The organism is Neptunicella plasticusilytica, from assembly GCF_047922965.1.
GTDB classification, from domain to species: domain Bacteria; phylum Pseudomonadota; class Gammaproteobacteria; order Enterobacterales; family Alteromonadaceae; genus Neptunicella; species Neptunicella plasticusilytica.
Genome location: NZ_CP150481.1, coordinates 362,596 through 386,984 on the forward strand (window position 1 = coordinate 362,596; position 24,389 = coordinate 386,984).

Consider the following 24,389-nt stretch of genomic DNA (forward strand, 5'->3'; position numbering starts at 1 on the left):
GGTGAATATTACTCGACTTGCGATTCAAAATAACCGGGTTACCCTGGCATTTCTGTGCTTTATCTTTATTGCCGGTTGGCAAACCTTTAAACAAATGCCTCGCGCTTACGACCCCGGATTTATTGTGCGCACGGCTCAGGTACTGACCTATTTTCCCGGCGCAAGTCCGCAGAGAGTGGAGGAGTTGGTATCGTCCAAGATTGAAGAGGCGGCAAAAAAAATCCCTGAACTGGATTTTGTCAAAAGTGAGTCTCGCACTGGTGTATCCATAGTGCGTGTCAGTATTAAAGAGAGTTATACCGACATGCGGCCAATTTGGGACAATTTACGCCGCAAAGTGGAGGATGTGGTTCCTGATCTGCCAGATGACATTGTTGGCCCTTTTGTTAATGATGAATTTGGTGATGTCTATGGCATTGTCCTGACAGTGACCGGTGAAGGGCTGAGTTATGCTGAGCTGCAAAAGGTGGCAGATAAAGCCCAAGCCGCTCTGCAACAAATCCCGGATGTGGCTAAAATGGATATTTTCGGCGAGCAGGAACAACAGGTGTTTGTCGAATACGATAATGCCAGGTTATCAGAGTTAGGACTCTCGCCTTTGCAACTTTCACAAATACTGTCTGCTCGCAATATTGTGATATCCGGCGGGGAATTCAATCTTGGTTTGGAGCGTATTGTACTTGAGCCCAGTGGCAATTTTGAGTCCATAGAGGATATTGGTAAAACGGTGATTAGTTCACCCAAGACCCATCGCCTTATCATGCTGCGGGATATTGCGACCATTACACGGGGTTATATTGAACCAGCAAAGTCACTGGTTCACAGTTCAGGTCAGAGTGCGCTCGCACTGGCGCTATCTATGCGTGAGGGTGGCAACAATATTGAGCTGGGTGAGCAAGTGCGCAAAGCCATTCACAGCTTTGAGGCCCAGTATCCTCACGGTGTAGAGTTTGATCTCGTCAACTTTTCACCCAAAGAAGTGGATGTCAAAGTACGAGATTTTATGGCTAACCTGCTACAAGCCGTATTGGTCGTCAGTCTGGTGATGTTGCTCACCTTGGGTGTGCGAACCGGGTTGGTGGTGGCAATGCTTATACCCACCTCAATTTTGTTGTCGTTGATTGTGATGGATCTATTTCACATCGGTTTGGATCAGATTTCGTTGGCGGCGCTGATTATTTCGCTTGGTATGTTGGTGGACAATGGCATTGTCATGTCTGAAAGTATTATGGTTCATATGCAAAAAGGTAAGAGTGCAATTGAATCGGCGATTGCGTCTGCGTCAGAACTTCGCTTACCTTTATTGACCTCGTCCTTAACCACAGCCGCCGCGTTTTTACCTATTTATCTGGCTGAATCTAATGTAGGCGAATTTACCGCATCCTTGTTTAAAGTGGTGACTATTACCTTATTATGTTCCTGGCTGATTTCGCTCACGGTTATTCCGCTGCTGTGCATCAAGTTTCTTCGCGTTTCACTGACACAAGAGTGCTATGGCGGAGCGGCTTATCGAGGATATGAACGACTGTTAAAAGCAACACTTAATCATCGAGCTGTTGTTATCGTGCTGACGGTTGGTTTACTGCTTGTGTCTTTGGTCGGGGCCAGTCTGTTACCTAAGCTCTTTTTCCCGCCGTCTGAACGTAGCTATTTCAAAATGGAGCTTGAGTTACCGACCAGTTATGCCATTCAAAGTACGGAAACCGTAGTGGCAGATCTGGAAGCCTATTTGGCAGAAAACCTGATGATCAATGAAGAACGAAAAGCTGGGATCAGTAACTGGGTTACATATATTGGTAATGGCGGGCCGCGTTTTATACTGTCGCATAATCCCAAACCCTCCAGCCCCAATTACGCATTGATGATTGTTAATGTCTCTGACGCGAGTGAGATTCGTCACTATATGGATGAGATCCGGCGATATGCGCAAGATCATCACCCGGACTTGACACTGACGCTCAGTCTTATCGGTAATGGACCCGCAGTGAATAATCCCATAGAAGTGCGTCTGTCTGGTTGGGATCCTGATGTGTTGGCCAGAGCAACCGAGCAGGTGCGAGGGCATTTGAACCAAATGCCTGAACTGCAAAATATTACCGACGACTGGGGCCAGCGCATAAAAAAACTTAATGTTGCTGTGGACCAGGTGCGGGCACAACGGGCAGGCGTCACCAGTCAGGATATTGCTATTTCACTACAGACAAGCCTGAGTGGTTTTGAGCTGACCGAGTACCGCGAACAGGAAGACAACATTCCTGTAATGCTTCGAACTCAAGCAAGTACCCGGCAAACGCTAAATAAGGTCAGGTCATTGTCTGTCTATGCGCAAATGACAGGGCATTCGGTTCCACTGAGCCAGGTCGCGGATGTACAACTTGTATGGGATGTGGCCAAAATCCAAAGGCGAAACGGTTTACGCACTGTCACACTGGGCGCACAACTGGTTGGCGATGCCAATGCTGCGGAAATGGTGTCCCGCCTTGATTCATGGCTGAATAAACAACAGGGCAATTGGGACAACGAGGTAACCTATCAGTTTGGCGGTGAACACGAAAGTTCGGGTAAGGCTAACCAGTCCATTGCCGACAAATTAGCCATTGCGGGCATGATTATTGTTGCACTGCTGATAGGCCAGTTTAATAGTGTGCGCAAATCCATTGTGGTTCTGTCGACTATACCCCTTGGGCTAATCGGGGTTATATCGGGATTAACGCTGGCGAATTCCTATATAGGCTTTATGACCATTCTGGGTATTGTGTCGCTGGCCGGGATTGTGATTAACAACGCCATTGTGTTGTTAGAGCGGATTAAAATCGAGTTGGACAACGGCGTCGAGCATTATCAGGCTATTGTGAATGCGGCAAAGACCAGAGCGAGGCCCATCCTGTTGACTACCGCTACGACAGTGTTAGGGCTTATCCCACTTTATTTAGGTGGTGGCGCCATGTGGGAGCCAATGGCAATTGCCATTATGGCCGGGTTATTGTTTTCTACCCTGTTAACACTTGGCGTGGTACCGGTTTTATATGCCTCTTTGTATAAGGTAAAGCCAAGGTAAACACCAGCATCAACTTACCGTCAGATACGGGTCAACCTAGGTTAACACTGCATAGAACAATGCTGGGTTGTTATAAGCAGGAATGAAATAATCAGCCGTTAATCCTGAGCGCGGAGCCGTAGGATGGTTTCGCCAAATCGATATGATCTTGAATTGATCGTTTGGGTGAGGTGATGGCGACAACAGCCAAAGAAGAAGTGCAGCAGCTTCTTCTTTGGAATCCTCCGGCACCCTGTCGCAATTTTTTAGGCAACTTTCACATACACCCAATTAGACGGTTTTACTGCGTACATAAACAGACACTTCCAATTATTGTAGTTAGAACCGCAACTTAATTTTATGTTCTTCCCGTCAACTTTTTCGAATTCAAATGGTATGGACTTACACCAGTCAACTTTAACTGAAATAGTATGTTTGCCAGAATCTAATTCGAAGTGCTTAACTTCTCCTGATGCTATTTCACTGACCAAAGCACCATCGACATATATCTTGTATTTGCGGAGGTAATTTGTAGGTTCGACACCTCTAGATACAGTTAAACAATTAATCGGAGTTGAATAATCGACCGCTAAGTTTTCTTTATGCCGATTAACTTTTCTACCAAAATACAAACCAAAGGCAAACCAAATTGCCAAAAAGCCAACTAAAGGAATAAACGCTTTAACTATCTCCATACTTTTCCTGGTTGCTTAACGCCTGCACTTGTTAGGGCTGACCTTTGCCATTGAAAACAGTCTTGTATTCAGGATGCTTCGCTTTTTGAGAACGTGTTAATACTGTGCGCAAAGCGTTTGCCAGCACCCACTTTAAGTTTGCGTTTTGCTCTTGGTAAAAGGCAGTTAGCAAAGCTTCAGAGGCCACTTCATTTGCGTCTTGCTCAGTAAGAGCGCGAATGATGCCCTCTCTAATTCTCGGATGATGCTCAACGCCGAGGTGATTCACTAATATTGAATAGGCGCTGCTATAGCTACCGCTAAATTTACGTAAAAATTCGTAGCGATTATCGCTATTGACGAAATCCCATACCGATTCGATTTCATAACCAAGTGCTCTCAGCTCTTCAATCAAACCACGCTCATCCTCTGCCAGAATTGCTTCTTTTTCCTCAAGCTCCTTGTCTTTACGCTTCCGCATCGCCTGGTATTCAGGATCAGCTTCTAGCTTTTTCATTAAATCACTGGCTTTCATTCGTAAGCTCCAAGGGCCCTAACGCCTTATTATAAAGCCTTAAATTCCTTACCGAAATTTATACCACCTCTTTCTGAAAAAGTTAAAAATTGATATTTAGTTAAGATGGGTGGCATACGAACATACATTTTGAAACCAGTGGCTGTTACAACAATTTCGCCTTCCTGACATTCAAACCTGAACTGGTGCTGAGTAAACTTACCATTAGGAGTTAACCTTGGGTTTTCCATGTGGAGGTCAGCTATTTCGATTAGACCTTGTTCTGATTTGATGTCTATTTTAACTGAGTGAGAGTTTTCGAAAACCATTGTTACAGGCGCAACATAAAACTGATATGAATCACTTTCGCTTTCAGGGTTTACCCACTTGAAGATGTAATCAAGATCTACACACCATTCGAATGTTTCATCATTTGTATAGAAAGAATAAATTTGAGAATCGTGCCAGCCCATGACCTTAAAGTCACTTTCAGTCCAAATTTCCTTTTCTAATTTAAACACTGAACTTTCCTTGGCTTTATAACGCGAAGCTTTGCGGTAATTTTGGAACCGCGAAGCGGTGGAAAAATTGTCCGGCAACAGCGCTTTGTTAGCTTTGATTATGAAGCACGATAAATCTTGCACGTTCATATAGTTCGACAAAGGTTATTATTTCTGGGCTTGATATATTCTTTCTCAGCAATTCGAACGACCTTAGCTTATCCTTATTAACTCCATTCTCTGTTGAAAACTCAGCCATACTACCGATCACGAGATAGGCCTTGGGCTGGTAATTATATATTTCCTCTCCAGTCGGATTACCAAACTTATCGTCTAGGCTGATTTTACTGGATAGGTTTTCAACGGCAGATGCTACGGTGCCCTGCACTTGAGATATTGCACCCGCCAATTTCTTTGATGGCGCCCAACATCCAGATCTATATGATTTGGAGTCAAGTAGTTTAGTCGCGTGAGTTTTAATTTCGACAAAGCAGAGATTAGATATAATACCTTTGGTCTTCATTAGAGCATCAACACGCTTACCATGCGCGCTAACATTATGACCCTGAACAACCTGCTCCAACTTCTTATCGTCTAATCCGGACAGAAAAATGTAGCCTAGACCGTATCCGAAGACCCATGGGTTTTTTTCAAAGTACTTCTGCCAAAGCCCCTCATTAGTGGTTCTCTTCCTCTCTTTTAGGTCGCTGAAGTATTCCGAATCATTCAGCAGCTTTTCATACACATCAAGCTGTTTCTTTCGATATCCAACAGCAACGATGTCTTCAGTTGTCACCTCGGAGCGAAGAACTTCTGCAAACAGCTCTTGGTTTTCATGCAGAATACTTTTTGCTTGGCTATTCGACAGGACAATTCTATTCAGCTCTTCGTCCGTAATATTAATCCGTGAAGGGCTATCCAGATTAACTGATTGGATATTCCTAATGAATTCAAGAAGCTTACCAATTTCCTCACCAACAAAAGAGAAACTGGCATTATGAGGTTTATCCGTTGCAACCGTGTAGCCTTGTATATTTAATACGAATATTCCTCTTGTATCCTCAAGAAACTTAGCGGCTATATACGATTTTGCGTCTTCTTTGTGGCGAAGTACAATTTCATCTTTGATTTTGGCAAAGGCATATGAATCAGGCGAGTCAATCACTTTAGCGGCAATGCGGACCGTTCTATCAGAATCGCCAAAAGCTTTAAGCCTTGGGCTTATGTACGTTTTTCCAGCTTTTGGATTTTGATAGTCATCCATATACAAATATTCCTCAAGTACCCACTGAAAGCTAACGCTTTAAACAGCGGAAAACACACGCGCTTTGGCCGTCTTTTGGCCTGTGAGTGGTTTTCCGATAGTTTAACTTGTATGGTTAATAACCCACACTAACAAATCTATTTTTTAACTTTTCATTTAATCCTTTTTCTAACTCTAAAGGCTGAGTATCGAGTTTTTCTTTGATAAATTTTAAGTTCTTTGAATAGTCAGGATTATTAGCCATTTTCTCTATGTTGTAATAGATACGGGAAAATAAATCATTGTCTAAATATTGCTGAGATTCAATAGCGCCTTCTCGAATTAACTTTTCCCGAAGCGATAGCTTATAAAAAATGTCATCTACAGTAAGCCTTAAAATATGAGTCCTAAAGTCAGTTAAACGAGCATTATCTATTTCTTTTACTGAAGCTTTGCAGTTTTCGTTGGTAGCTTCAATTAACTGTTCAACTTTTGTCTTATCTTGCGCAATAGCAAGAGATGAAAAGAACGATAAAATTAGAAGTAATCTCATTGCTCCTCCTGAGCATATAACAGTTTATTAGCTTGCGTATCATGTAAATACATAAATAAGCATTCATAATTGATATTTATTTAACGCTTAAAATGGCGTTAATACAATCACTTAACGCCGAGTTAAGTCATTATCGGCCACTTTCCAGTTTGGGAAAAATGAGCATGAGTCTATATAAGACAGGTAAAACTAAGCACCCGATTACAAAACTATTTGATATTCAATAAGGTAAAAAATGTTGCCTGATTAAAACTGTGCATTTTCAGTGCTATTAGATCCGGATTATATGGCAGGATTTGAATTCTTTACTTATGCCTGTGTGTATCAACAGGTGCTAAAAGGGGCAAAGCTAAACGAAAGTACGTTGTGTATCATATCCGCGAGAAGCCAATAACGGTTTTAAATACAAACCGTTAAATGGCGCTGCGTAGCGCTGCAAAGAATACATCCAGTGCGGCATTGGCGGCACGTTGGACAGTGGCTTTGGTCATTACCGCAAGGGTGAGTAATTCCGCTTCTAGCACTTTTTTTTCGCGTGCCGCTTCACGTTTAACTACTTCATCGTCTATTTCACCCCTTAATCGGGCTTCGGCAATATCCATCAGTATGTGTTTCTCGGCGAACAGAATACGTTCAGCTTCGGTTTTGACGGCATTGCCGCCTTCTTTGGCCGAGCCGGTAACCGCCGCCACCATATCTTTAATCACTTGATCGATATCAAAGCTCATTCGCTGTCTCCGTCAGAACGGGTAGTTGGCCCCATTTTCTTGGCCTCTTCAGCCTTGGCCATAGTGGTAAATAAACGGGTAAACTGGCGTCGGTGGTTTTTAGCTTCAAAGTCACTAAAACTATTATTTTGTTTGTGTAAATTACGATCTTCTACCCATAACTCCAGTGCGATATTAGCCTGTCGGGTTGACTCTTCATTGCGCAAGCGGATTTCATTGCGCATGACTAGCGCCCGAATATCGGTTTCTATCTGGATATACTGGTCCGCAAAGCGGTCGTAGGTGCGCTGTGTATTATTTGTATCGAGTAGCTCGCCCCAAAACAAATCAACCCGTTGCGCTACCCGGATAATGTCTTCCTTAACTTCCGCATCATAATCTGACACCAGCTTGACGGCGCAGCCTGTTACTAATGTGGTCAGTAATATCAACCCGATTAAAGCCGACCTGCTAAATAGCGAGCGATATTGACGAATGATCCCGGGCATAGCGATTTTATCCTTAACACTTTTTACCAGTGTTGATGATAAACGCCGTTTCCGCCATTAAATCGGTAAGCTTGGGTTAATTTAGTCTTGTAGCGTTCGCCAGTTTACTTCGCACTCACCGGACTGCGTGGCGATATAGGCTGACTCTCCGGTAATCGTAACGGAGATATCCATAGTGCGTTGCACCATTTGGGCTAAGGCTTGAATATGCAACCAGTCAAATTGAAATATCGATACTGGCAACATCGCACATTTGCTTTTTAATTGTTGCCACCAGGTATCAGATTTACTGTTAAAACTGTAAATATTCACCTGCGAAGCTTGGTGAGAGGCCTTTTTGAGTCTATCCAGTGCAGGCTCACCCACCTCGACCCAGACAGAAACGCGATCATCAGGTTCTTTTACCCAGATATCCGGTTCGTCAATTTCACTGAGGCCTTTGGTAAAAACCAGTGATTCCTGGGCATTAATGCAATAGGCAAGCACTCTTGCCATCATGCGTTCAACGGTTTCAGACGGATGCAAGGCAATAGTCAGGTTAAGAGTATCGTAGTAATCACGATTCAAATCAGAAAGCGCAATCCGAATTTTATAGATTGTTGGTTTTAATGCCACAAGTGAGCCTTAAGAGCGCTTCGATAGAAGCAGGTGTGTTAGACAGCCCCCAGTGTACCCCTTGTTGCTAAAAACAGGCATCATTATCCTCGTATTAATCGATAGCTGGAGCGAGCCTGTTAGTTTTTGCTTGTGGTCTGAACAAACTTGGCTTAAATATGTGAGGTAAAATAGCTAATTAAATTATCCGTTGAGTAAAGCTGTGGACATAATACAACTTGTTGATTTGGCTCCGTATGATTGGGTATCCATTCTGACTGCAATTTTTTGTGGTGGAATTATCGGATTTGAACGGCAGTTGCGAGGTAAGCCGGTTGGAATACGCACCTCTGCATTAATTACTCTCGGTACCTACCTGTTTCTGGCAACTACCTTTTTATTAAGCAGTGATCATATTGATCCCTCCAGAGTAATCGGGCAAGTGATTACCGGCATCGGTTTTTTGGGCGCCGGTGTGATGATGAACAAGGATGGCGCAGTGGCTGGTGTTACATCTGCTGCGGCAATCTGGATCCTGGCCGCTATCGGCGTGATTATTTCAGTTGGGCATCTGATGGCAGCGATAAAATTGTCGGTGTTAGTGGTGGCTATTTTATATGGGGTCGATCTGCTTGAGAAAAATATCAAGGCGTTGGGGCGTGGTGTGCATGCTAAAATCAAGCGTTACAGTCGTAGTGCCAGTCGTGACTAAGTAAAAAAGTTGTGGTTGGTAATTGGACTGGACTTATTAATCAAACTGCCGATACAAGGATCAGGTATTTATAGGTAATAAAGATTATGCGTTACGTTGCTTTGCTTTTGTTAGGGTTGTTTAGTGTTACTGCTTCGGCTGCCGAAGAGCTTAAGGCGGTGCAAATATATTCTCAGGATGAGTTGCTGAATTTAATCGACAGCAACACACATCTGGATCGGGTGGTGGCAGACAAATGCCAGTTGAATCAGGATATCGAGGCGCGTGCCCAAACACTCAAAATACCCGCTTATCAATTTCTATGGGGCGATATGTTGGCATGGGGAGTTTGCGTCAAGGCCGATCCTGAGCGTGGTATCCACTATATGAAACTGGCAGCAGAGCAGGGTATGCCAGCAGCACTTGAGCAACTCGGTCGTTACTATACACAGGGCAAACTGGTACAAACGGATAAAGAGCACGCGGTGGTGATGCTAAGAGAAGCAGCATCATTGGGTAATCAAAAAGCGCAAATTCAGCTCGCGGAGCTTTTTATACAAGGCTATGGCAGCCCTTATGATTTCGAAGATGCCTATCACTGGCTTTACAATGCAATTACCGATGACAAAGCCACGCACCAGAAAATCGAGAAATGCTTGGCTGAATTAGCCAAGCTAATGCACCCCAAAGCGATACGTAATGCCAGAAGACCGGCCGAGTCCTGAAAATAAATCAAAATATTCACACAATCTTCGCTATAATTGCCGCACATCTGCGGCAATATGTATTCCTGTCAAATCAGCACTCCGCTCACTTTCCGTAATTTTTCTTGGTAATAACCGGAAAATGACGGCATCCTGAACAAACAATAATCAGAGTTAATACTTTGATTGCCGAATTAAAAATTTTATTGGACCTATAAAAGTCATGCATGACGATCCGCATTACAAACGCGAACAACAAAAATATGAGAATCCAGTTGCCAGCCGGGAATACCTGCTGCAACTGCTAGTAGAACAAAAACGCCCGCTTTCCTTAATGGAATTCTGGGAGATCCTGAATGTGCAGGATGAAGACAGCCGTATCGGTATTCAACGCCGCTTACGCGCCATGGAACGCGAAGGGCAAGTACTGTTTAACCGCAATAAAAAATATGGTCTCGTCGACAAGATGGATCTGATCCGTGGCCGGGTGATTGGCCACCGTGACGGATTCGGCTTTCTAAAACGGGAAGACGGTAAACCCGATCTGTATATTGCTGCACCGCAAATGAATATGGTGCTGCACGGTGATATCGTGCTGGTCAAAGAAGCAGAACGGGATCACAAAGGTAAACGTGAGGCGCGTATAGTGCGGGTAATTGAACCGCGCAGTGAGCCCATCGTTGGACGTTACTTTTTTGAGAACGGTTTTGGTGTGGTCACTCCTGATGACAGTCGAATCTGTCAGGAAATTATCATCCCGCCAGAACATATTGCCGGTGCCAGGCAGGGCAATGTGGTGGTAGTTGAAATTGTACAACGTCCCAGACGACGGGTTAGTGCCACCGGCAGAATCGTTGAAGTGTTAGGTGAGCATATGGCGCCGGGCATGGAAATCGAAATGGCGTTACGTACCCACGATATACCGCATGAATGGCCCGCAGGTGTTACTGCGCAAATCAACGGACTCACCAGCGAAGTACCGGAAAATGCCAAAAAAGGCCGTCGTGATTTACGTGATATGCCATTGGTGACGATTGATGGCGAAGATGCGAGGGACTTCGACGATGCGGTGTATTGCGAACCTCGCGATTCGGGTGGCTGGACTTTATGGGTAGCGATTGCCGACGTCAGTTATTACGTGCGCCCTAAAACCGCACTGGATACTGAAGCGCAGGAACGGGGCAATTCGGTTTATTTTCCCGAGCAGGTGATCCCGATGTTACCGGAAGTCTTGTCCAACGGACTTTGTTCGCTCAATCCTCAAGTCGATCGTTTGTGCATGGTGTGCGAGATGCTTATCGGTAAAAGCGGTAAACTGGAGCAGTTCGAATTCTACGAAGCAGTGATGAATTCCAAAGCCCGCCTGACCTACACCAAAGTATGGGATATTCTACAAGGTGATCCGGAACTGCATAAGCGCTACGCCGAACAGGTTCCACATATCCGCCATTTACATGATTTGTACCGTTGTCTGAAAAAAGCCCGCCAGTCGCGCGGTGCCATAGAGTTTGAAACGCAGGAAAATAAATTTATTTTTAATGCTGATCGCAAGATCGATCATATAGTCACTGTAGTACGTAATGATGCACACAAGCTGATTGAAGAGTGCATGATTTTGGCTAATGTCAGTGCCGCAAAAATGCTGGAAAAGCATCAGGCTGAGGCGTTGTATCGTATTCATGATGAACCCGATGCGGATCGCTTGACGGCTTTTATCGCTTATCTGGCCGAAGTGGGTATAGAACATAATATAAGGGACAAGGCAGCACCGCAGGATTTCACCAAGGTGGTGGATAAAATTCAGGACAGGCCGGATCAGGAATTGATCCAGACCATGTTATTACGTTCGATGAAGCAAGCGGTATATGAGCATGATAATATTGGTCATTTTGGTTTGGCGTTGGATGCTTACGCCCACTTTACCTCACCTATTCGCCGTTATCCGGATTTAGTGGTGCATCGGGCAATTAAAGCCATTATTGATAAACAACAGGGACATAAACATAAGACCGGCGGTTATGCCTACAGTGCTGAAGAAGTGCAGGCGTTGGGAGAGCAATGCTCCATGACAGAGCGCCGCGCCGATGATGCCACTCGCAGCGTCGCTGACTGGCTTAAATGCGAGTTTATGCAAGACCATGTGGGTGATTGCTTCGACGGCGTTATTGCCTCGGTGACCAGTTTCGGTTTCTTCGTGCGTTTAACTGAATTTGGTATTGATGGTTTGGTGCATATCACCGCACTGGAAAATGACTACTATCACTTTGATGAAGTGAAATTGCATTTAATTGGCGAGAATAGTCGCAAAGTTTATCGGTTGGGTGACCAGCTACGAGTTAAAGTCGCTGGCGTGAATCTGGATGACCGGAAAATAGACTTCGTATTGGAAGATGCTGGCCAAAGCCGAGGTGGTAAAACAGCTGCCAAAACCAAACGTGCAGTTAGTAAAAAAACGTCTGGCAAGCCCAAGGGCAAAGCGTCACGTGATAACACGGCGGCTAAAAGCAAGCCTTCCACACGCAAATCTGCCAAAAAGAAATCCACAAGGAAAAAGTAAATGGCCCAACAAGAATGGCTTTATGGCTTGCACGCCCTGCAAGCGGTAATCGAGCGTGAACCGGAAAGGTTAATCGAGCTTTATGTGCTTAAAGGTCGTGATGATGAAAGGCTGACCAAGTTAGTCAATCAGGCTCGTCGGTTTGGCATCGCCGTGCAGTTTTGTCAGCGTAAAACACTGGATGATAAGGTTGCTGGTGAACAGCATCAGGGCATTGTGGCACGAGCCAAACCCGGTAAACAGCTTAACGAGCAGGATCTGGATCGGATTATTGAGCGTGAATCGGTGCCTTTTTTGCTGGTACTGGATGGCGTTACCGATCCGCATAATCTGGGAGCCTGTTTACGCACTGCGGATGCTGCTGGCGTGCACGCTGTGATTGTACCCAAAGACAAATCCGCCAAAATTACCGGCACCGTTAGCAAAGTGGCCTGCGGCGCCGCAGAAGTTATTCCCCTGATTCAGGTCACCAATCTGGCCCGTACCCTGACCGAGATCCAGAAAGCCGGTGTCTGGGTGGTGGGAACGGCGGGGGAAGCCGAGCAGGATATTTATCAGGCTAAATTGAACGGGCCCATTGCCTTGGTCATGGGAGCCGAAGGTAAAGGCATGCGCCGCCTGACTCGTGAACATTGCGATGAGTTGATCAAATTACCTATGGCCGGTTCAGTATCCAGTTTAAATGTGTCGGTCGCCACCGGCGTTTGCCTGTATGAAATTGTAAGGCAGCGAACGCTCTAGTCTGATCTGGACAAGCTCATTTCTGCAGATTATTACGGATTAGGCTGGCACTGTTGGTCAGGCTACCAATAGTGCCTAACACCCCCATTACCGACGCGACAATCATATACAGCGAATTGCCGGACGTTAACGCAATGCCACCGATAATCAATAAAATCATTAGTGTGATGGGCATACGATAGTCACGCCATTTGCCGGTATCGCCGTTGTCGACCAATTGGGTTAAGGTTTCCCTGTCTTCGGCATATTTGACAAAGTAGGCAAAGCTTTGGTTGACGATGCGCAGTCGTCCGCGTTTGACTACAATGAGCCCGTTTAATGCCAGATGTTCCAGCATCTGTACATTGGCCGGATTAATTCTTTTATTTTGGACCAGATAATATAACGCCAGCTTTTCGGCAGCCGAACAGGATTCCCATTTAAACCGGTATAGCGCTTCGGCTTTTAGCAGAATAAAATTGATAGACGCCCACTCGCTATGCGTTTTCTGCCAGTCCTGCAAGGTGATCCAGCGCATAAAATCAAATGCAACAGGGCGCGGTGGAGGCGTATGTTCTGGCAAGTCGTCGTGAATAAAAGCCAACATCGGAAAAGCATTGACTTCGTTGCGGATAAACTCGGCATCCAGATGTCTTTTTAAATCCTCTGGTACCGTGACCGAAAAATCCATCAGGCATTCGGCCCAGGCAAAATATTCATTGCGATCCAGCTGATGCCGGTTTAACCATTCATTGCTCAGCATACTGTCTTTTAGGCACAAACGCTGCAGGCTGTGGAAGCCTCCATAAAGAGTAACCTTGTCCAGATGGCCGCCAATCTGCAATGATTTACAATGATTAATCAGACGTAACAATATGGCGCGATGAACCGGATGTTCCAGACTGATTTCGATGTCCCATATTTGCAAATGAATCAGCTCGGCGTCGGTATCAATACACACTTTCATATTGGGTAACATATCGGTTTGATCTTGATTGACCGATTGGGCGATCTCGGTGAACAGCGGACAACATTCGAATAAATGCTTAAACTCGGCGGGTAATAAATTTGGCTGTGTCAGCCACAACTGTAATAACATAGCCAGGCTATGCCCCCGTTCCGGCGCTTCTATCAGGTTTATAACCAGATTCTTGGAAGGCTTGAAGGTCAGTGGACGCTCAGGCTGTTTGGCAATCTGGTAGATATGCCGCAAGAATTGCGGCGAACCGTATAATCTAATCGCCAGTATGCGTCGATTAAATTTGACCCATATCAGACAGATCAGCAAGAACATCAATCCTACACAGACGGGATACCAAATGGGAAGCCCTGGGCGGTGAAAGTCGGTCACCGGATCCTTTTTGGTGAGTAAGTAGCGTTTGACCCAGCTTCGGGCATCTGTGGTATTAATCAGTTGGCTAATATGTTCGACATCATCGGGAGAGATGAAGGTTTTGGTTTTTGCTGCATGGTTTAACGTATTGCGCCATTGCTGACGGATAGGCATTAAATCAAGCGAGTCCACCTGATATTGGCTGATGGAATTAGGATAGCGGCTAAGGGCAATTTTTTTCAGTTCTTCAAGTTCTTTATTGAGTCGGGCCGGATAAACATTCTGCGTATAATACCAGCGCAGGGCACTGGATGAAGCCATAGCTACTTTTGAAAGATAACCGTATATCAGACCGCCTAGTAATAAGTAGAGTAAGCACATTATCTGCACGCCTTGTGCAATATTGATTGGCGAGCGCAGGGCTTGCCGGGACAGCATGTAAAAACGGCTATATTCTCGATAACCCCAAAGTAGACATATCAACGCCAACATAAGCGGTAGCCAATAGCTAGCCAGCATGTAAAATGCCGGCTGAGCGGTATCTGCTGATGACCGATTAAGGTCGATTGCTGCACCTACCCAAAAACCGAGAAAAACAACGGCCACAAATACCGAGCTGAAAACCATTATTTTGCGTCGTTCAATAACCTGGGGAATACCGAGCAGATTTTTAATCTTGAAGGTCCACTCCAGTTTACGTAATAGAATAATGGCGAATGCGATTATCAGTAGTGTTGAGGCCATGCTAATGGTATTGAGCAGAAACAGGTTGGTCATATAGGTATCCAGACTCTCGTCGGGCATAAAAACGACCAAGGCCCACTGCTGAATGGGGGTAGCTTTAAAGCTGAACTGTCCGGCGACACCATGATAAAAACCATCTACCCATTGCAATGGAGCATTGGATGGGCCGTCTAGTCCGGCACGAATACGGTGGCTTATATCCTCGGTTCCTTGCCCGAACTCAAATAAGTTCTCGATGAGTGTCCGGTCGTCATCCTGATGGAATAGAACCTCTCCTGAATCCCTGTCTATCACCATAAAGCTGATATCCAGCAACTCATTTTTGTTACAAATCTCGGTCATGGTTAGTGATGCCAATGCTATATCGGCAGCCACAATATAATTGTGCTGATAGGGCACATCGCTACTTTTTTCAACTAGTGGCATGGCTAGCGTGGTGCCCCGAGTGCCACTACCTATATTTCGCAGTCGTTGTAGATAAAAATTGGAATGGCCTGATGTTTGTTGGTCAAACGTCGCTTGCCATCCTTGCTGATCACGCACTTTTTTGAAATATTCCCGATGTCCAAGTTTATAAGGTTGAGGTTTTTTATTGCTTTCAATCGAATAAATCATCGGCAGTATCTGGTTACCCTTATTGTCGAGTAACAAAGCGTTGAGAATGTGCGATGGACCATCAAAATCTTGCGCAGGATCAAACCACATTGAATATGTTGATTGTCCGGAAAGTTTTGCTCCCCGGGTAAATAAATTGATTTGATTCAAGTCTTCATTAAGCGTTAATTGGGTTAACTGTATGGAATTTCCAGGCCAGTTAAAGCTGCCACTTTTATCACTGTACCCGCTAATTTTTGATGATTCTGAGTCTAACGGAAATTTAAAAATAGCGGTCTCAAGTTGGGCAATCTCGGTATCATTGTGATCTTGCAAAGCTTGCTGTCTTTGTGTCAGCAGATGACGATAGTAGTTTCTGTAATCATTCATTTCGGCGAAGATTTGTTGCAGTTCAACTGTCATTTTTTGATTAAGGTTGTCGATCCATAATTCGGCTTTACTGGCTTTAAACTGTTGCTCCAGTGTTTTTTCGCCAAACGCAATCAGAATCGCAATCATCATGACAAACAGCATATAGCTGCAAAACATGGTGGCGCGATAGAACATGTCTCCAACTGGTTGATTGTTAGATAGCATAAACATTCGCAACATCATCCAGAGAAACAGTAGAAGAATCAGTACAATAGATAACAGGCTGAGATTCCAGCGCTGGTTATCTTGGGCCTTCAAAGATGATTTGGGTAACACACCGATAAGATAGAGGTGATCGGTGGCTGTCCCGGAGTGTAGCAATGTAACTTTGCTTGCCAGCCGCAATGGATAAATGAAGAGTCGGTAGTCGGCGGATGTCAGTTGTAAATCAATATAGTGACTGTAGCCGGGCAGGCTTTTGTCCTCTATGTTGTCGGGTTTCGAATTCTCGGATGCGAGATCCATCCAGTTCAGATTCTGTTTTTCGGCTATTGCACGACTGATATGACTGACATCGACTACCGATAGAATGGACTGATCGCCAGTACTGGAGACGACTTTATTCTGTTCATCCACAAACAGATAGAGCATAAAACCGTTGGTTGGCCTGGCCAGAATATCTGTTGCTGCGACGCTGGCAAATTTACCCACGTTATTACCGGTATTTATCCAGAATTGTTGTCCATCAAATTTGTAGTCGTATTGGTTATTCAAACCAGGGGTAACATCTGGGGCGCTGCTGTTGTCAGACGTCGGGTCGCCTATGACATAGCTGGGAAAAATCGAGCGGATCATCGATTCACTCTCATTAAACTTGTGCAAATCTTTTAATTGCAGAATGTTTTCGTTTGAACGGGAGGCCGACTCGGACAAGATTCGGAAGTAATTAGTATTGAGAAAGCTCTCCTGATTTAGATGATATTGGTAGTAGCCGTAGGCCGCCGCCAAAAACAGGCTAAGTAAAACAATCAGCCAAATGCGTAAAAACCGGGGAGAACGCGTCCGTTCATGTAAACGTTCCGTTTGTGGGGTGGCCATATCCGTGACACAAAAGTTACCTTTGTATAGTTATTGTTCAAAATGGCCAGAATGTAAAAAAATAACGTAATTAAATGTATATTTGTGCAATTCAACGTAACTCCTTTGTCAGTAACGAGTCAGCTTTGTAAAGGTTGAGTAAAGGTAAAAACATTTCTTCGGATGTAGATTCTAATAGAGCTTCACGTTTAATTAAGGCTCGTAAAACAAATGAAGTGTTCGAAAATTTTTCTTCCGTTAGTCGCAATTCCAATGGCGTTAGCGCTCACTGCTTGCGGCGGTTCTGATGATGATGAAACCAGTTATTCCGAATCCTATATCCAGTTCTACAATGGTTCGCCGAATAGCGCTATTACCTACTTGTCAGTTGACGATTCGACTTTGAGTGGCAGTAGTTATGGCGACGCAACGACAGTGTATACCTACGAGCCGGACGAGCTGGAAGTTGATTTGTCACGCGTCGATTCGGATGGTCAGTCGATTGAGTTAAAGACGGAAACGGTCACACTCAAAAAAGGCGTAAAAAAACTGATTATGCTGACCGGTGATTATCAGGAAGTGAATACAGTGAGTTTTGATATTGAACGTCAGGACTACGAAGATCAGTTTGATCTGTTTGCAACCTCGATGATCGAAGACGCCGCAGGCTATGATTTGTACATGGCCGAGTCAGGTACACCTTTCACCAGCTCCCATTTGGTCGCCAGTACCCAATATCAGGTGCTGGAACACGGTACCTATTGGGACACGGATGCGGATAGCGATTATTTTGATGAAGACGAATACGTGTTCTACATCACCGAAGCCGGTTCAGACGAAGTGTTGTTCCAGAGTTCGCCGATTAATATGTCTTATTCAACAGAGTACGTGGCCATTATTCGTCAAGGTTCAGGCCCAACCGGCAGTAATCTGGTGCTGGACCTGATGAACAACTCCACCACGGTGAGCAGTTATACCGATATTCAGGCATCATCACAGTTCCGCGTATATAACAGTATTGATGACAAACCCGATTTGTCGGTGACGTTGTCAGGTAACGAAGACGAGCATCAGCTTAGCGTTGATGTTGATAGCATTTCTGATTTCCAGGTGGTCGATTATGGTGATTACCGACTTTCTGCGCAGGATGATAGCGGAACGTTACTGTCGAACAAACTGGTTACTCTTAACCAGGGCGACAGCAAAACCATTATTTTGTTCGATAACGCACAAGGCAAGATGACGTCAATCGCCTTTGACGAAAGCACTTTGCCGCAGATTTATGATCACTATCTTAACGTATCCAATCTGGTGCCGGACTTTAGTGATGTGGATATCTATTTTGTTCGTCAGGACGAAACCATTGAAACAGCGCAATACAAAATCAAAAATATCCAGTTTGCAGAAAATGACACAATCAGCTTGCCTAACGGATTTTACGAGATTGTTGCGGTGTATGAGCAAAGTAGTGAGGATTCCACTTTATTGTATCGTTCAACCTTGCTTGATATTAGCGAAGAAGCTAACTTTATTGTAACGCTTGAACCAGACCAGAATTCGCCTACCGGTTATACCGTCAATCTACTTAAATAATCAGTAAAAACAGGCTAAGGCAGGGATTTATCCCTGCCTTTTTTATTGGCCTGAGGCATTGCTGCAAAGGTAAATGGACGGTTGAACAGCCTGTTTGTTGCCGTCAATCTAAATCATCCTGATCTTTTTCTAAATTCAACTATCCTCTCCCATTGTTTTCTGTTATTATTTCGCGCCCATTTTATCGGGGTATAAGATAAATAACGTCTAATAAGTTGACTTAAAAGGCGTTTTTAACAGCGAAAACTGATTTTCATCAATCTGCGGGAGCAGGCATTGAAAATCTTAACAAGCGGAGCACTAACATGATCCAAATGCAAACTAACCTGGATGTTGCCGATAACTCGGGAGCTCGCAGGGTTCAGTGTATTAAGGTTCTTGGTGGCTCGCATCGCCGTTATGCAGGTATCGGTGACATCATCAAAGTTACTGTCAAGGAAGCAATTCCGCGCGGTAAAGTAAAAAAAGGTGACGTACTGACTGCAGTGGTGGTGCGTACTAGAAAGGGCGTGCGTCGTCCAGACGGATCAGCGATTCGTTTTGATAACAACGCAGCAGTGTTGCTTAATGCAAACAAGCAACCAATTGGTACGCGTATCTTTGGCCCGGTAACCCGTGAGCTTCGTGGTGATAAATACATGAAGATTGTCTCATTGGCCCCAGAGGTACTATAAGGAGTCACGATTATGGCTAGAAAGATTCGTCGTGATGATGAAATCGTCGTATTGGCCGGCAAAGACAAAGGAAAAACAGGTAAAGTCCTGAAAGTCCTGACAGCGTCTGACCGTCTGATCGTAGAAGGTGTGAATGTGGTGAAAAAACACCAGAAGCCTAACCCGCAATTAAACGTTGCTGGTGGGATTGTGGAAAAAGAAGCCTCTATTCATGTATCAAATGTCGCGATTGCTAACCGTGAAGGTAAAGCAGATCGAGTAGGTTTCCGTTTTGAAGATGGTAAAAAAGTACGTTTCTTCAAATCTAACGGTGAACTGATTTAATTTAATTGGAGTGAACGATGGCGAAACTGCATGATTTCTATAAAGAAAACGTTGTAGCTGAACTTGCGAAGCAGTTCGGATACAAAAGCGTCATGCAAGTCCCTCGGATTGAAAAAATCACCTTAAACATGGGTTTAGGTGAAGCTGTAGCGGACAAAAAGGTATTGGAAAATGCCACAGGTGACATGCAAGCAATTGCCGGTCAAAAACCTGTTGTAACCGTTGCACGTAAATCTGTCGCGGGCTTTAAAATCCGTGAAGGTTATCCGATTGGCTGTAAAGTAACCCTGCGTGGCGAACGTATGTGGGAGTTTTTGGAGCGTTTAATCTCCATTGCTATTCCACGTATCCGTGACTTCCGTGGCTTGAATGCGAAATCATTCGATGGTCGTGGAAATTACAGTATGGGCGTTCGGGAGCAAATCATCTTCCCAGAAATCGACTTTGATAAAGTTGATAAAGTACGCGGTATGGATATTACTATCACTACCAGCGCTACAACTGATGAAGAAGGTCGTGCTCTTCTGTCTGCGTTTAACTTCCCATTCAAGAAATAAGGTTGTAGGGTTATGGCAAAAGAATCAATGAAAGCACGCGAAGTAAAGCGTACTAAGCTGATTGCAAAGTATGCTGAGAAACGCGCTGCGCTTAAAGTAACTATCAGCGATGTTAACGCCTCTGAAGAAGAGCGTTGGGATGCTGTTCTTAAGCTGCAACAACTACCACGTGATTCCAGTCCTATCCGTCAACGTAACCGTTGTCGTATAACTGGTCGTCCACATGGTTATCTACGCAAGTTTGGCCTGAGCCGCATTAAGCTACGTGAAGCAGCTATGCGTGGTGAAGTCCCTGGCTTGAAAAAAGCCAGCTGGTAAGGAGTAGCAGATATGAGCATGCAAGATCCTATCGCGGATATGTTTACCCGCATTCGTAACGGACAATTAGCACAGAAAGTATCTGTTGTTATGCCGTCTTCTAAATTACGTGTGGCTTTGGCCAAAGTATTGAAAGAAGAAGGTTATGTAACAGATTACGCTGTTAGCGGTGACGTTAAGCCTGAATTAGAAGTGACATTAAAGTACTTCGACGGCAAAAAAGTTATCGAAAACATCGAACGTGTCAGTCGTCCTGGCCTGCGCATCTATAAGAAAAAAGATGAGCTGCCAAAAGTCATGGGTGGTTTGGGTATCGCCATTGTGTCTACATCTAAAGGTGTTATGACTGACCGTGCTGCGCGTAAAGCGGGTATGGGCGGTGAAATCATCGGCTATGTAGCGTAACGGAGGGATAGTCAATGTCACGTGTAGCAAAAGCACCTGTAAACATCCCATCTGGCGTTGAAATTTCAATCGCCGGTCAGGAAGTTACAGTTAAAGGTAAAAATGGTTCACTGAACCGTGTATTCAATGATGCAGTTGAAGTAGTTAATGAAGAAGGTTCATTAATTGCTAAACCTCGCGAAGGCGCAGCCGATGGTTGGGCGCAAGCAGGTACAGCACGTTCATTGTTAAATAGCATGGTTACCGGTGTAGCCGAAGGGTTTGAGAAAAAATTGCAGTTATTAGGTGTTGGTTACCGTGCACAAGCACAAGGTGCCAAACTGAACCTGACTTTAGGTTTCTCACACCCTGTCGTGTTTGAAGTGCCAAAAGGCATTAGCGTCGAAACTCCTAGTCAAACTGAAGTCGTCGTTAAAGGCGCTGACAAGCAGTTGGTAGGTCAGGTAGCAGCTAACATTCGTGGATACCGTCCACCAGAGCCTTATAAAGGTAAAGGTGTACGTTATGCTGATGAAGCTGTGCGTCGTAAAGAAGCTAAGAAAAAGTAGGTGGGTGAGATGGATAAGAAATCGGCTCGCTTGCGTCGCGCAACTCGCGCACGCAAAAAAATTAGTGAACTGGCAATGCATCGCTTGACTGTTTGTCGCACACCGCGTCACATGTATGCCCAGTTAATCGCACCATGCGGTTCACAGGTATTGGCAGCGGCATCTACTGTTGAAGCAGATCTGAAAAAAGGCCTGAAAGGGACTGGAAATGCAGAAGCAGCAGCAGCGGTTGGTAAAGCGATTGCAGAACGTGCTATCGAAAAAGGCATCAAAGATGTGGCTTTCGATCGTAGCGGATTCAAGTATCACGGTCGGGTTAAAGCATTAGCTGACGCCGCTCGTGAAGCTGGCCTCAAGTTCTAGGAGTTATCATGGCTAAAGTAGAAGTTCAACAACAGGGTGACCTGTTAGAAAAGCTTATTGCCGTCAATCGTGTGTCTAAAGTAGTTAAAGGTGGTCGCATCTTTAGTTTCACTGCTTTGACCGTGGTAGGTGACGGTAATGGTCGTGTGGGTTTTGGTTACGGTAAAGCACGTGAAGTTCCTGCTGCGATTCAAAAAGCAATGGAAAAGGCACGTCGCAATTTGGTTACTGTAGACCTGAATGGTCACACGCTGCAGCATCCGATTAAAGGTCGCCACTCTGGCTCCAAAGTTTACATGCAGCCTGCATCTGAAGGTACCGGTATTATTGCCGGTGGTGCGATGCGTGCAGTATTGGAAGTTGCCGGTGTGCAAAACGTCCTTTCAAAATGTTACGGCTCAACCAACCCGATCAACGTTGTTCGCGCAACGATCAATGCACTGGTTGAAATGAAGTCACCAGAACAAATCGCTGCAAAACGTGGTTTGTCCGTTGATAAGATTTTGGGGTAATTAGACATGGCTAAAACGATTAAAGTAAAGCAAATTAAAAGCTCTATTGGTCGTTTACCTAAACATAAAGCTACTTTGGTAGGTTTAGGTTTGCGTAAAATCGGTCATGTTCGTGAGCTGGAAGATACTCCAGCAGTACGTGGCATGATTAACCGTGTTAATTACATGGTTCAGGTTGTGGAGGAATAATCGATGTATTTAAATACTCTTTCTCCTGCACCAGGAGCAAAAAAATCAGCTAAGCGCGTAGGTCGCGGTATAGGTTCAGGCCTTGGAAAAACCGGTGGTCGCGGACACAAAGGTCAGAAATCTCGTTCTGGCAGCAGTGTACGTCCTGGTTTTGAAGGCGGACAAATGCCTATCCAGCGTCGTCTTCCGAAGTTCGGTTTCACTTCACGTAAATCTCTGGTTTCTGATCAGGTTACGTTGACTGAAATTGCAAAAGTAGAAGGCGAAGTGGTTTCATTAGCAACATTAAAAGCAGCAGGTCTGGTCAAGAAAGATCGCTTGTTCGTTAAAATTATGTTGAGTGGTGAAATCTCTCGTGCTGTTACTGTAAGTGGTTTAAAGGTATCTAAAGGCGCTCGTGAAGCAATCGAAGCTGCCGGCGGTAAAGTAGAGGAATAAGCTAAATGGCTAAACCAGGATTGGATTCGTCCGGTGCAAAGGGTGGATTGACCGAACTTAAGACACGGTTGTTGTTCGTACTTGGTGCGATCATCGTATTGAGACTCGGCTCATTCGTACCGCTTCCTGGTATTGATGCTGCTGTGTTAGCTCAATTATTTGAGCAACAAAAGGGTACTATCGTAGAAATGTTTAACATGTTCTCCGGTGGTGCACTTTCTCGCGCATCAGTTCTTGCACTGGGGATCATGCCTTATATTTCAGCATCTATTATTATGCAGCTGTTAACTGTGGTTCATCCACGTATGGCTGAGTTGAAAAAAGAAGGTGAGGCGGGACGTCGCAAGATCAGTCAATATACAAGGTATTTTACTTTGGTGTTGTCTATCTTCCAGGCTATTGCCATTGCTAAAACCTTGCCCAATATGGTCTCGGGTCTAGTAATTAATCCTGGCTTTGGATTCTATTTTACGGCTGTCGTGAGCCTGGTCACCGGTACCATGTTTTTAATGTGGTTAGGTGAGCAAATTACAGAGCGAGGTATCGGTAACGGTATCTCGATTCTGATTTTTACCGGTATTGTTGCAGGCCTTCCTTCAGCAATAGGTAAAACCGTTGAGCAAGCAAGACAGGGTGATTTGAATCTACTGTTCTTATTGTTGATTGGTGTGATTATTATCGCCGTCACTTACTTTGTAGTGTTTATGGAACGTGGACAGCGCCGTATCGTAGTTAACTACGCTAAGCGCCAGCAAGGCCGTAAGGTGTTTGCCGCGCAAAGTACCCATTTACCTTTAAAAGTGAATATGGCGGGAGTTATTCCACCGATTTTCGCGTCCAGTATTATTCTGTTCCCTGGTACGATTGCCAGCTGGTTTGGTCAGAATGAGTCTATGTCCTGGTTACAGGATGTATCTTTGATGTTGTCCCCGGGACAACCTCTGTATGTGATGTTGTACGCAACGGCGATTATCTTTTTCTGTTTCTTCTATACCGCGTTGGTATTTAACCCGCGTGAAACGGCAGATAACTTGAAAAAGTCAGGCGCCTTTGTGCCTGGTATTCGTCCGGGTGAGCAAACATCCAGGTATATCGATAAAGTTATGACTCGCCTGACATTGGCAGGTGCGCTTTATATAACCTTTATTTGTTTGGTTCCTGAATTCATGATGATAGCGTGGAATGTTCAATTCTATTTCGGTGGTACATCTTTGTTGATTATCGTCGTGGTTATCATGGATTTCATGGCTCAGGTGCAGACTCATTTGATGTCACATCAATATGATTCTGTTCTTAAAAAAGCCAATCTTAAAAGCTACGGCCGATAAGATTTGGTCATTAACGG

26 protein-coding genes are annotated in these 24,389 nt (G+C 44.7%); 17 read left to right on the top strand and 9 right to left on the bottom strand.

Features of this window, described 5'->3' with window-relative positions; genetic code table 11:
• Position 1 precedes the first annotated feature (1 nt).
• A complete protein-coding gene (locus V1467_RS01740) occupies positions 2-3,058 on the top strand; it encodes an efflux RND transporter permease subunit (RefSeq protein ID WP_416307089.1) in 3,057 nt (1,018 codons plus the stop codon).
• 245 nt (positions 3,059-3,303) lie between these two features.
• On the opposite strand, the gene V1467_RS01745 is transcribed toward V1467_RS01740, so the two are convergent.
• The 8 genes from V1467_RS01745 to V1467_RS01780 form a co-directional block, all read right to left on the bottom strand.
• Positions 3,304-3,732 carry a hypothetical protein gene (locus V1467_RS01745; protein WP_416307090.1) on the bottom strand — a complete coding sequence of 143 codons (429 nt, stop codon included), beginning with the start codon at positions 3,730-3,732 and terminating at the stop codon, positions 3,304-3,306.
• A 31-nt stretch (positions 3,733-3,763) separates the two neighbouring features.
• Positions 3,764-4,246, bottom strand: coding sequence for a hypothetical protein (locus V1467_RS01750; RefSeq protein WP_416307091.1), 483 nt, complete (start codon positions 4,244-4,246; stop codon positions 3,764-3,766).
• A gap of 29 nt (positions 4,247-4,275) precedes the next feature.
• Positions 4,276-4,746 carry a hypothetical protein gene (locus V1467_RS01755; RefSeq protein WP_416307092.1) on the bottom strand — a complete coding sequence of 157 codons (471 nt, stop codon included), beginning with the start codon at positions 4,744-4,746 and terminating at the stop codon, positions 4,276-4,278.
• 88 nt (positions 4,747-4,834) lie between these two features.
• Positions 4,835-5,989: a Shedu immune nuclease family protein gene (locus V1467_RS01760; RefSeq protein ID WP_416307093.1), complete on the bottom strand. Its 1,155-nt coding sequence runs from the start codon at positions 5,987-5,989 to the stop codon at positions 4,835-4,837.
• 115 nt (positions 5,990-6,104) lie between these two features.
• The gene (locus V1467_RS01765; RefSeq protein ID WP_416307094.1) at positions 6,105-6,521 is read right to left on the bottom strand and encodes a hypothetical protein; all 417 of its coding nucleotides are present in this window, start codon (positions 6,519-6,521) and stop codon (positions 6,105-6,107) included.
• A 413-nt stretch (positions 6,522-6,934) separates the two neighbouring features.
• Entirely contained in the window at positions 6,935-7,249 is a 315-nt protein-coding gene (locus tag V1467_RS01770; protein WP_416307095.1) for a hypothetical protein, read from the bottom strand.
• Positions 7,246-7,737, bottom strand: coding sequence for a hypothetical protein (locus V1467_RS01775; protein ID WP_416307096.1), 492 nt, complete (start codon positions 7,735-7,737; stop codon positions 7,246-7,248). The genes V1467_RS01770 and V1467_RS01775 overlap by 4 nt, the downstream gene beginning before the upstream one ends.
• 81 nt (positions 7,738-7,818) lie before the next feature.
• Complete coding sequence (locus V1467_RS01780; protein ID WP_416307097.1) at positions 7,819-8,352, bottom strand: YaeQ family protein; 534 nt, start codon at positions 8,350-8,352, stop codon at positions 7,819-7,821.
• A gap of 202 nt (positions 8,353-8,554) precedes the next feature.
• Between V1467_RS01780 and V1467_RS01785 the strand changes: the two genes are divergently transcribed.
• From V1467_RS01785 to rlmB, 4 genes are all read left to right on the top strand, one after another.
• Positions 8,555-9,043 carry an MgtC/SapB family protein gene (locus V1467_RS01785; RefSeq protein ID WP_416307098.1) on the top strand — a complete coding sequence of 163 codons (489 nt, stop codon included), beginning with the start codon at positions 8,555-8,557 and terminating at the stop codon, positions 9,041-9,043.
• 86 nt (positions 9,044-9,129) lie between these two features.
• The gene (locus tag V1467_RS01790; RefSeq protein WP_416307099.1) at positions 9,130-9,747 is read left to right on the top strand and encodes a tetratricopeptide repeat protein; all 618 of its coding nucleotides are present in this window, start codon (positions 9,130-9,132) and stop codon (positions 9,745-9,747) included.
• 202 nt (positions 9,748-9,949) lie between these two features.
• Positions 9,950-12,283 carry a ribonuclease R gene (gene rnr, locus V1467_RS01795; protein WP_416307100.1) on the top strand — a complete coding sequence of 778 codons (2,334 nt, stop codon included), beginning with the start codon at positions 9,950-9,952 and terminating at the stop codon, positions 12,281-12,283.
• Entirely contained in the window at positions 12,284-13,024 is a 741-nt protein-coding gene (rlmB, locus tag V1467_RS01800; RefSeq protein WP_416307101.1) for a 23S rRNA (guanosine(2251)-2'-O)-methyltransferase RlmB, read from the top strand.
• Between the two features lie 16 nt (positions 13,025-13,040).
• On the opposite strand, the gene V1467_RS01805 is transcribed toward rlmB, so the two are convergent.
• Positions 13,041-17,144 carry a hypothetical protein gene (locus V1467_RS01805; RefSeq protein WP_416307102.1) on the bottom strand — a complete coding sequence of 1,368 codons (4,104 nt, stop codon included), beginning with the start codon at positions 17,142-17,144 and terminating at the stop codon, positions 13,041-13,043.
• A 210-nt stretch (positions 17,145-17,354) separates the two neighbouring features.
• Here V1467_RS01805 and V1467_RS01810 point away from each other — a divergent pair, with 210 nt between their 5' ends.
• From V1467_RS01810 to secY, 12 genes are all read left to right on the top strand, one after another.
• Positions 17,355-18,716, top strand: coding sequence for a DUF4397 domain-containing protein (locus tag V1467_RS01810; protein WP_416307103.1), 1,362 nt, complete (start codon positions 17,355-17,357; stop codon positions 18,714-18,716).
• A gap of 305 nt (positions 18,717-19,021) precedes the next feature.
• Positions 19,022-19,390: a 50S ribosomal protein L14 gene (gene rplN, locus V1467_RS01815; protein WP_416307104.1), complete on the top strand. Its 369-nt coding sequence runs from the start codon at positions 19,022-19,024 to the stop codon at positions 19,388-19,390.
• 12 nt (positions 19,391-19,402) lie between these two features.
• Complete coding sequence (gene rplX, locus V1467_RS01820) at positions 19,403-19,714, top strand: 50S ribosomal protein L24 (protein ID WP_416307105.1); 312 nt, start codon at positions 19,403-19,405, stop codon at positions 19,712-19,714.
• A gap of 17 nt (positions 19,715-19,731) precedes the next feature.
• Positions 19,732-20,271 (top strand): 50S ribosomal protein L5, encoded by a 540-nt coding sequence (gene rplE / locus V1467_RS01825; protein WP_416307106.1) that lies wholly within the window; start codon positions 19,732-19,734, stop codon positions 20,269-20,271.
• A 12-nt stretch (positions 20,272-20,283) separates the two neighbouring features.
• Complete coding sequence (rpsN, locus tag V1467_RS01830; protein WP_416307107.1) at positions 20,284-20,589, top strand: 30S ribosomal protein S14; 306 nt, start codon at positions 20,284-20,286, stop codon at positions 20,587-20,589.
• 12 nt (positions 20,590-20,601) lie between these two features.
• Entirely contained in the window at positions 20,602-20,994 is a 393-nt protein-coding gene (gene rpsH / locus V1467_RS01835) for a 30S ribosomal protein S8 (protein ID WP_416307108.1), read from the top strand.
• Positions 20,995-21,008: 14 nt separating this feature from the next.
• Positions 21,009-21,542, top strand: coding sequence for a 50S ribosomal protein L6 (rplF, locus tag V1467_RS01840; protein ID WP_416307109.1), 534 nt, complete (start codon positions 21,009-21,011; stop codon positions 21,540-21,542).
• 9 nt (positions 21,543-21,551) lie between these two features.
• A complete protein-coding gene (rplR, locus tag V1467_RS01845; RefSeq protein WP_416307110.1) occupies positions 21,552-21,905 on the top strand; it encodes a 50S ribosomal protein L18 in 354 nt (117 codons plus the stop codon).
• Positions 21,906-21,913: 8 nt separating this feature from the next.
• Positions 21,914-22,417 carry a 30S ribosomal protein S5 gene (gene rpsE, locus V1467_RS01850; protein WP_416307111.1) on the top strand — a complete coding sequence of 168 codons (504 nt, stop codon included), beginning with the start codon at positions 21,914-21,916 and terminating at the stop codon, positions 22,415-22,417.
• Positions 22,418-22,423: 6 nt separating this feature from the next.
• A complete protein-coding gene (gene rpmD, locus V1467_RS01855; protein WP_416307112.1) occupies positions 22,424-22,606 on the top strand; it encodes a 50S ribosomal protein L30 in 183 nt (60 codons plus the stop codon).
• Positions 22,607-22,609: 3 nt separating this feature from the next.
• Positions 22,610-23,044: a 50S ribosomal protein L15 gene (gene rplO, locus V1467_RS01860; RefSeq protein ID WP_416307113.1), complete on the top strand. Its 435-nt coding sequence runs from the start codon at positions 22,610-22,612 to the stop codon at positions 23,042-23,044.
• A gap of 5 nt (positions 23,045-23,049) precedes the next feature.
• A complete protein-coding gene (gene secY, locus V1467_RS01865) occupies positions 23,050-24,372 on the top strand; it encodes a preprotein translocase subunit SecY (protein WP_416307114.1) in 1,323 nt (440 codons plus the stop codon).
• Positions 24,373-24,389: the final 17 nt, after the last annotated feature.